Genomic DNA, 11,008 nt, shown 5'->3' with positions numbered 1-11,008 from the left:
TGCACGCAGGCCATAAGGATCTGTCTTATTCACAGGATTATTGCCCACGTATGCATACAAGTTCATTCCATCTGCATATCCCAACGGATCGCGGGATATGAAGCGGCCAATCTTTGGATTGTAATACCTGTTGCGGAAGTTGTAGAGGCCGGTTTCGGAATCCAATATCTGGCCGGTAAAATAGAACGGATTTTCAATCGTGCTTGCGCCAAGCTCATTGCCAACTGCGTCTGTGATGGTAACGTTGCCAAATGGATCATAGGCATACTTTTCAACTACTTCACCCGCTGTATTTGTTACCGCCACAATGCTGCCTTGATAGTTATAATGATAATAATAAATGTTTCCATCCTTCATCATCGCAACCGGTTCATCCAAACCGCTATAAATATAATTGGCCTTTACATTGTCATTAACGTCCCGCTCCTCGATCAACTGCCAACCGTCATAAATATAACGTGTCGCATCTCCGCTGACCGCATCCTGCTTGGAGACGCGCCGCCCAAGGGCATCATATTCATAGCTCGCAACAAGGAGACCGTCCGAAACGTTATAGGCCTCTGTGATTAAGCCTCTCCAATTATATTCATAGCTGAATTCAGAGTCTTGGATCAGGTTGCCGTCGTCATCATAAACAAGGCCTTCGGTATATTGATTGAGGTTACTTGCGGCGTAAACTTTATTATCAATTTTTGTGAAGTTGTCTGCCTTATCATAATTATATATATGATCCTTGTCGGCTGTCAGGCGATAGATGCCGTCATACTGATAAATATTGTTGCCATCTTGCAAAACATTTCCGACCTTGTCGTGATCGAGGACATAATTGACTATTGCAGAGTTATTTGGCCCGCTCCATTTTTGCTTATTTAACCTTGCAATATCATCATATTCAAATACGGCGCCCGAATCATTTGCATAATCAACCGATGCCTTTCGATTTAATCCCGCATACGTGATATCTGAGATCGAACCAAATGTACCTTCATTAACCCCCGCAAGCCGCCCCATAGAATCAACCGACAGGTTTAATGAAACATCCGATGGATAGAAAAGAGAAGTCCTGTCTCCGCTCAAGTTATAACCGCTGACAACAGAATGTCCCGACTGCGAGTTGCTGACTAGATTATTAAAGAGGTCGTATCCATATGAAGAGGTCTGCAACTGAAGGCCATTTTTGTCATAAGAACCATGGCCAGTAAGCCGACCTATGCCGTCATATCCAATCTCGTCTTTTCCGATATACACGCCATTTTGAGCTATTTCGCGTTTCACCAACTTCCCCGTCGGATCATACGAAAAATTGACCTTGTAACCTGCCGGCGAACTATAGGCCTTTGCCATCGAGTTGGCGTCATACTCAACTGAATATAAACTGCCATCGGGGAGATCCGTAGAAACTTTTCTATTGAGCGAATCATAATCAAAGTTCGTGGTGTTCCCATTTGCATCCGTTGCCGAAACAAGCCTTGAATTGTCATCCCATTCATATCCGGTAACAACCGTGTCTAATGGAGAGCTGTTTTCTGTCTTTTTAACAAGCCGTCTTATACCGTCATATTCAAACGCTGTTATATTACCGTTAGGATCCGAAATCTTTATTAAATTATCAATGCCGTCATAATGATATTGCCACTTGTTCCCCAAATCGTCGGTTTTACTAATAAGACGATTTAATGGATCATATCCATATTGAAGCGCGTTTACCCCATCCGCCTCGCCGTGCTTTTCCGACAAGGCGTTGCCGTTGGCATCATATATATAGCTAACCTGATTACCTCCCGCATCGATAGCGGCAACCAAACGTCCGGCGGCATCGTAGGCATAGATGTCTCCATTATTGAGGGGATCTATTTTCTTGGTTGGTCTGCCAATGGGATTATATTCATACAAATAATTCTTGGTTCCATCGCCTTCACTGGACTTAATGAGTCTATCTGCATCGTCGTATGTAAATGCCTCCTTGAATAACGCCCCATCTTTACCGTTCCTTTCTACTCCCACCACAAGTCCGAGCGGGTCATATTGATAAAGCGTCTTACCACCGAGGGCATCTTCTTCCTGGATCCTGTGGTCAAAGCCATCGTATGTGTAAGACACGGCATTTCCCAAGCCGTCTATGATCTTCACCGGATCTTTATTGTAATCGTAATAGATTGCAGTTGTTGAGGCATCCTTGCTACCATATCCCTTCGTGACAAGATACGGCAGGTCGCGTTCATCATACTGGATGAACATGCTGTTTCCCTCTGGCTGGATGACGCGAGCCAAATTTTCGTTCAGGTCATATTGGTATTCGGTCACAATAACATGATCGGCATCCACTTCCTCCTTTTTCAAGATCGGGCGGTCAAGGATATTATATTCAAATTCCGTGGTAAGCCATTTATCGATATTTTTTCTGTCGATTTTTTCCACTTTATCGTTCTCATCATAAAAATATTTTGTAATATTGCCCAACGCATCTTCTTCCTTGGTTACATGGCCCAACACATCCAATTCATACGTAAACACATTGCCGTTGGCATCCGTAAATGATGTAATATTACCCAGCGCATCTCTTACGACAGATTTGGTCAGTGCAAGTCCGACCGCATCCTGAACCGACCCAATGATATAATCGTCCTTATATAGATAATCGGTCACTGCCCCAGCCTCATCTATCATCTTCGTGACCTGTCCGTTATCGTTATATTGGAACTTTCTAACAAGCCCCATCGGCCTCTCGATCGAAACCGCATTCCCCTTGCTGTCGTATTGTATCGCGATTGTCCTCTGCTTCGGATCTGTGATCGCTACGGGCTTGTTATACAATGGTTCATAAACATAGCTTGTAACCAGCGGATCGCCGCCGCCACGGTCAGGGTCGGCTATCCTTTTTACCTCTTTCAGGTTGCCGCGGGAAGGCTGTGAGACATCATCATATTTAAATTCAACGCTGTTGCCTTCGGGATAAGTGGTGGACGTGATCAAACCATCTAAATTGTAGGCATGCGTTGTTATATAACTATCGGGGTCATCCGGGCGGATGCTCCGCGTAAACTCCTCAACCTTTAGGGGATTGCCCTGACAGTTAAAATCATATTTCGTTAAATTCTCGCTCCTGTCCCTGACAACGGTTCTATAAAGGACATCTGTTAACTGTTCCGCCTTGTTACATTCGGATACCGCCGCTACTTGATGATATTCAAACTCAAACCATCCTTCACTTCCAAACTGTTGTTTCACCACCCTGTCAAAGACCGAATAGACATTATAAAGATACGTTTGGCCTTTGGCGTCTGTAGCTGAAATGAGATTATGATTCAACTCACCCTTATCTTCGGAGTAACCGCTCGAATAGGTATATGTGGTCTTTCCGCCCTTTGGATTTTCTACAGAAATTAGATCGAGATCATCATTATAAGAAAAGGTTACGGCCCTGCCGGCAAAATCAACGATTCGGTGAAGTTTTCCTATTAGATCGCCGGTTGCAAAATATTCATATTTGATCTTCCTCCCCAGTGTGTCTGTTACAGTGGTTAGCCGTTTTTCACTGCCAAGATAATCATAATCAAAGAGGAGCGCGTTGTCATTACTATCGGCTATTGATGTGATGTATCCATCGCCATCATATAAATTAACCATGCCATGACGATCTCGAATCTTGTATGTGCCGTTATCAAACTTTGTCAGCAGATCAAACCGGCCGGAGGGTGAAAGATAGCTTCCGTCCTCATTCTTAACATAGATATCAAACCTTGCATCACCATCGAACCTCGCAATATTGCCATTTTCCCGGACTACCAGCTTTTTATTATAATTATGATCCCAGTTATACCCAAGCGAATCGTTCATTACGATCCGGCTTCGGTATGTCCGTTTAAATTCGTAATCCATACCTTTTCCCGGAATTTTCAGATCAATCACCGATTGTGTTAGGTCACCGCTGTGGAGCAGAACCGGATCTCCGGCATTGTTTATATCATTGCTAGTAGTACTTGAGGTCTGTTGCTGTTGGACGGTTGCGGCAGGTTTATCAGGTTCTTCTTGGAGTCCGCCAACGTTGGCTGGTTTTGACTCGAACTCGACGGGTTGCTTCCACTCGTTTGCCCCTCCTGCAGGTTGAGGCGGCAGGCCGACGCCAGTTCCGGTTGAAATCCCGCCTGCTCCGCCGACTAACGTTGGCATCAACGTGCTTGATGGAGGCTCAATAACAGAAATAGATATTGTTATAGGATTAGGGATATCAAAGCTATTGCCGGTTGGGGGCAATAAATCAGCCGTTGGATCATACTGAACTAAATCGCTTACGTCAGAGTAGGAATCGTCCAAAACTACTGATTCGTCGTCACGTCGCTGGAAAACACTGTCTATCGCATTTCCAATAGCATCTCCCCAGTTTCTAAGGGCATCCCCTAACGGATTTTGTCTTGGAATAAAACTACAAAGAGTCAAAGTGTCATTACAATTACTTACTGCCGCTACCCTTTCAGCATACTTTTTATTACTATATCTGCCATCGGCCTCTGACCCAGAACCAGGCGATAGGACCAACGACATCATATCCATGCTCGAACTCATCCCTCCACCAATCCCCAAAAAAGAAGCCCCGGCATTAACAAGCATCCCAGCCATAATCGCTCCAGATGGATCAAAACCCCCACCTTCCATCCCAACCCCACCCATCGGCCCACTTATATCACCACCTCCTGTCAAATCTATAACCTCACCCCCACCATCGATCGGTCCATCCATACTGCCGCCGCCAAAGCCGCCCCAGAGGCCAAAGATGTCCTTTTTTACCAATGGGTTATTGTCAGTGTAGATATAATGATTAAACCCTTGGGCAAGGGGGTCACGGCTCAAATATCGCCCCAATTGCGGGTCATAATACCGTCCGCCAAAATATATAAGGCCAGTTTCTCTATCGAACGGCTTGCCCGCAAAGAGATATTCATTTGAATCCGGGCCGTTCAGAAAATTGGTATTCCCGAAAGGATCATACCTGACTGTCTGTGTCACCTTTCCATCTTCATCGGTAATGCCGATCGTGTTGCCCAATTCATCCGTGTGATAGACTTTTAATTTGTCTCCCTCAACTGCCGCAATGCGGAGGCCGCCAATATAAATATGCGCTGTATCAATTTCTCCTTTATCATTCACCTCAATAAGGGGATCTAAAGACTCGCCATATCCATAATAAGTGGTTTTACCATCTACGACTTTAGATTCTCTCCTACCGACATAATCATATGTGTAGGTTGACGATGTCTCAAAATTAATTTGATCATCCTTAACATCGGCGCTGATAAGCCTGTTATCGGCATCGTATGAAAAGGACCTCTCCAGCACTAATTTTCCACTGTGATATTCTTTTTGTGAAATTTCATTTCCGAGTTTATAATTAAACTCTGCTTTTATCTCCTCATTATCACCGCCAGAGCTGTAACTTTGCAGTTTATTTGATTCAACTTTGTATTGGATGTTCTTTACGGAATCCTTATAAGTTATCCTATTCCCATCTACATCATAGCCATATTCCTGGACATCGTAAAAAGTATCCTCTTCATTGCGGTAATATTCGGCCTTTATGAGGCGATTGATGGTGTCATAAGAATAGACGGCTCTCGACCCGTCAGCATGCGTAACGCTTTTTTTGTTCCCGCGTTCGTCATATGCGTATTTCTCATCAATAAAATATCTGTCGCCTTTATGCGTTGTAATCTTTGTTATCCTTTCGGCAATGTCATAGGCGTATTCCGTTTCAACCCCATTAAAATATTCTATCAGCGTAACATCTCCGGCAGCGTTATAACTCAACTTGGCAAGTTTTAGGCCGGTCTTTGAACCAACTCTCACCTCTGTCACACGCCTGTCATTATCCAACACGTAGAAGACTGACAAGCCGTGAGGATAATTAACTTGTGTGACATTGCCAAATATATCCTTGTCATATGCAAATGTATATTTCTGATTAAGGGCATCGATCTTTCGCGCAGTCCCCTCAATTGAGCCGCCTCTTCCATACCAAAAAGATGTATCCCCGGAGTAGTCGGCTATCTCCCTTAATCGCCCGAAGGCGTTCTCTCCGACATCGCCATAAAAAAGCGTAATATCATTCAACTCCTTGCCACCTGTCGCAGATAGATCAAGGGACGACAGAAGATTGTTGGTGGTATATGTCAAACTCGTTTCAACCAGATTTTCATCGGCATCGGCGGTAGATGTCTTTGTCAGGAAGCCTAATGTGTCCACATCGTCAACCTTTACCACGTCTCCGCCGGGATATGTCCTTGCAATGGTGCCATCAACATAGTTTATATTATTATCAATAGAAATACCCGACGGGCTGGCGATCTTTGTCACATTTCCTAATGCATCACGTTGATAGGTGGTAACAAGTTCTGCATCGTTCAAATATTTGGATTCAGAAATAAGCCGGCCCAAAAGGTTCTTATTTCCCTTATAAACAAGACTGCCATCAAGATAGACATTTGTAACGTCATTTAATAACAACTTTCCTTTATCTGAATCGGCCGCGTTGACCGTGTAAACATAATGAAGTGGCGTAACACCGGTAAGGTATTTATCCAACACCCTATCAAAGCCATCATAAACAATAGAGAGTTGCCGCCCGTCGGGATATGTCACAGAGCCAAGTCTTTCCAGTGAATCATAACCATATGTCTTTGCCGAACCGTTTTTATCTACCTGGACAAGCTGTCCCGTTCCATTATATTTCCTTTTTACCGAAAAATCCCCGCCGGCAAGCCCGTCGTGTATAACGGTATTGATCTGATTAGGCGATCCACCATCATTTTTAAAAATATATTCATGATCAATCTGGTATAATAACCCCTGATTGAATGTCTCCAGCTTTGTCAACTGCCCAAGGCTATTATAAAGATAATTCGTCTTGGAACCGCCGCCATATTCGGCGGTGAGTAGTAAGCCGGTATTGGAGTCATAACTATATTTCAAGACCTCGCCGGAACTTGTGATCTTTGAAGTTGGAAAGATATGATTTTCATCGTATGAAATTGTGGCGTTTGGATTAGAAAAACCTCCTTCATATGTCTTTATTACATTTGCATAAGCATCGTAGCAATCTTCAACCTGTTCTCTCTCCTCGCCACCGCCTATCTGTTGATACCTTTTTTTCGCCATCCCTATCGGAACACTTCCCCCGCATTTGTCGCTACCATCGTATTGAAAATACTCCCTGTGTGTTATTCCGCTGACGTCTTGTTCTATACTGGTAACCAGATTCTTCTGTCTTAAATTTTCAGAAATATCTTTAGGGGTCAGTGAGGTATCCAAATTTAGCGAATCGTTGATGATCCCGGATGGAAGTTTATATGAATATATCCGCTTGTTGCTATTTGCATCGGTGATCGTAAGCGTGCGACCGGCATCATCGTATTCTGCCGAATAGCTTGTATATGATGCCCCATCCCTTGCAATATCTACTTTTTTAAGACCACTTACGGTTTTTTTGTGTTCATCAACGGCCCAATTATAAGTGTCAATCACCTCACGTCCATTTGCCACAGCCGTCTTGGTTTTCAAAAGAAGCTGGCCAAACTTCTTTTCGAACGTCAAACCGACCTTGGCTCCGTCTTCACGATAGACTTCTGTATTAACCGCATCCTTTTTATCCTGAACACGATAATACTTTTGAAAATAATCTTTTATGTTATTTGCGTCTGGAATTTCCGTAACAACAACATTTTTTGTTGCAGTTTCGTATTTTAGCTCAGAGTCATCAAAAAACTCGTAGCGCATGTAACCGCCTGTTGGATAACCGACCTGAATAAACTTTATTGGATCGGCAAATTCATCGAATCCAAATCTCCTTACAAATGGAAATACCTTAAGCCCCTCCTTCGGATCATATTCCAAGGTTGTAATGTTTCCGGCAGGATCGGTCACATTGGTAAAACGCCTCTTCTCATCTACACTCAAATTCCAAACGCGGTTTCCATCTATCCCGGGCGCTACCCATTCCTCATGATCACTGAATATATTACGTTCAATTGTCCTCCACAGGATTTCCGATTGCCCATTTGCCCCCTGAAAGAACATTTGGGCCTTTTGACTCTCTCCAACAACAGGCGCAGGGTTGTCAGATCTTACTATATTCCCATATGCATCTTTATACTCCTTTAAGATAAATGCATCCACCTTCCAGCCGGTTAGATCATAGGTATCATGGCACGTCTCATGATGAAAACCCTTCCAGCACCCATAAGAATAAACTGCATTATAGAACAGGGAATCTTTATAGTGGGGCACAAAGGTGTATAAATACCCGTTATCATCCTGCACATTTAACTCAGAAAGTCCTTCCAACGGATCCTTGGCTTCCTCAGGCGATCCTTCCTTAGGAATTACATTATCTAAGAGAACGTTTCCGGAACCGCGTGTAAAGCTCTGGCCTGTCGCCCCGTTAAATAATTCTAACTCTCCTCCCGACTTAACTAAGATTACATCCCGATCGTGCTTGGTACGGTTCGGACTGACATCGGTTAAGACAACGACGCCCCTGAGCGGTGCCCACGAAACGTCCCAGCCGTTAACCTGTGGATCATAACTTATTTCGTTTGATACAAGGTTAGAGCCCTTGTTCTCCGACACCGATTTAACCGAACCAAGAGACGGGATATTGAGTTCCTTATCGTAATATTCTATTCTGTCGATGTCTCCATTAGCTTTATTATAAAAACAACCGCCCGATGTGCATGCTCCCTCCACATCGCTTAAATAATAATGATTTTCGGCCCCTTCGAACAATCCATTAAAGGCCTCTATGGTAATTTTAGAATCAGAAGCATAACTCCTGCTAAAATACAATGAAGCGCCCGATCGCCCCGGCACGATGGCATCCTTCCACTGCAATAAGAGATTGCCATTGCTTAAGTTGATCGCCTCGCCATTGCTGAAATAACCGAATGGTGTAAATGAATTCAAACCATTCGATATAGCATCTGATTGCAGTTCTTCTGCAAATGCTAATGGGATCAGTAGCAAAAATAATAATGGTAATTTACTAATATATCTTCTCATATCTAAAATACCTGCACCCTACTGCGGTCGGTTACATAGACCTTTCCGTTTTTATCTATATCCACCGCCGTTGGGGATAAAAACTCGGCCACACCCGCGCCTGCCGAGCCAAAGCTCCGCACAAATTCATAGTTTTTATTTACAACCACAACCCGTGAGCTTGCATCATCCACAATAAATAGATTTCCCGATTGATCGAATGAAACACTCCTTGGCTTAAAGTCAAATGGGGTTAAATTGAGAGATGAATTGTCGATCGTTCCAACAAAGTCAAAAGCGGCATTGTATAGTTGGACACTAAAGTTTCCGGTATCGGCGACCGCAATAATTCCATCGCTACTAACCGCTATATCTTGCGGGTCCAAAAACCCATCCAACGCCTGCCATGTCTTGCCTAGCGCATCGTATCTCTGGATCCTATTATTCCACGTATCCGCGACATAGATATTTCCTCCATTATCAACATCAACTCCCCGCGGTGATACAAATCCACCGGGGCTTCCGTCCGGCTGGTGTTCAAATATCTCTTCAACCTCCCCTGAAATTTTGAGTTTTATAATCCTGTCATTGAAGGTATCTGCTACGATAAGTTCATTGTCTCCAAAAGACGTTATATCGTTCACATGTAGAAGTTCATCATAGGCTAGAAACCCGTTTGGTACCCCGTCCTTGGTAAAAACCCTCACAGCATTATCAACAAAATCCGCTATATAAATGGTTACGTCATTGGCTACCGAAAGGCCGAATCTGTCATGTTCTTCACTTTCAATCTCCTCGTATGGCCTGAATTCAAAGGCCAAATAATAATCCAGCGCATCAATTATACCGTCATTATCATGATCCGGCACATTACTTAGATCGTTCCCGACCTCGACCATGTCATCATACCAGTCCGCATCTGAGTCAATGCTGTTAGGATTAGTCCCAAGAAAATATTCAACCTTGTCGCCCAAACCATCGCCGTCTGTATCAGCGGTATATGGTGAAGAACCAAAGGCGATTTCCTGCTTATCAGTAAGACCATCGGCATCGCCGTCCAGAGGAATAGAAGCGGCATCCAAAGGATTTGAACCTTCCTGCAGTTCCACCTCGTCCAGATAGCCATCATTGTCGTCATCTAAATCAACCAAGCTGTCAACACCATCTCCGTCATGATCTCCTGCCTTCTTTGGATCTTCGGGAAATAGATCAACTGCATCGGGAAATCCATCGCCGTCGTCATCTGTATCGGCATTATTGCCTATTCCATTGCTGTTTGTATCCGACCACTCATCTTTATTGAGAGGAAATACGTCATCCACATCGAGTATCCCATCCCCATCGTCATCCGAATCCGCATTATTACCTATGCCATCGTTATCGGTATCCGCGCATTCCCTGGGATCATAAGGGAACGCATCTACTGAATCGACACAACTGTCGTTGTCATTATCAGCATCCATATCGTTCGTAATTCCATCGTTGTCGGTATCGTTTGGATATAGATCGTTAATGTCCCATATCCCGTCGTTGTCAGCATCCACCAGCTCCTGTTCTGACTTGCTTGATCCGCACCCTGTTGAGATTAATATTGAGAAAATAAAAACGCTAATCAGGGAAATGACCCTTTTTAGCTTTGATGGGTATCTTATCATAAACAACCCAATCTACGAACACATGCAATAACATATAATATACAGCACTCCTAATCGACAATTCGCATCTAGCCCTATTATCGGCAATTGTCAAAAAAGGTTGCGTAATAGCTGGCCGAAAGTTGAAGATAAATTTTGAGTCAAATTTAAGAAAGTGGGATATCTATTGGATATATAATAGGAATTAGCAATTAAGTAAAGATGATGTTTTTAATGTTTTCAAGAAATTTCTTTCTGCTGATTAAAAAAGAAAAAGCTGGCATTGCCAGCATTATCGCTTTCATAAATAAGACGCGGGACCTTAAAATGGCGCGCCAAAGGAAAAT

Annotated in this window: 2 protein-coding genes; both read right to left on the bottom strand. The window is 43.5% G+C overall.

The genetic code is table 11. The features are described 5' to 3' along the window. A partial coding sequence (locus tag COV46_08445) for a hypothetical protein (GenBank protein PIR16399.1) occupies window positions 1-9,048 on the bottom strand: 9,048 nt, incomplete at its 3' end. Between the two features lie 2 nt (window positions 9,049-9,050). Continuing rightward, window positions 9,051-10,682, bottom strand: coding sequence for a hypothetical protein (locus COV46_08440; protein ID PIR16398.1), 1,632 nt, complete (start codon window positions 10,680-10,682; stop codon window positions 9,051-9,053). Window positions 10,683-11,008: the final 326 nt, after the last annotated feature.

This window comes from Deltaproteobacteria bacterium CG11_big_fil_rev_8_21_14_0_20_49_13 (assembly GCA_002796305.1).
Classification (GTDB): domain Bacteria; phylum UBA10199; class UBA10199.
This window is presented reverse-complemented; position numbering and strand designations above follow the sequence as displayed.

Bases quoted from the DNA above. Each gene is read 5' to 3' on its own strand.
- COV46_08440 (PIR16398.1), bottom strand. From the start codon at position 10,682: ATGATAAGATACCCATCAAAGCTAAAAAGGGTCATTTCCCTGATTAGC.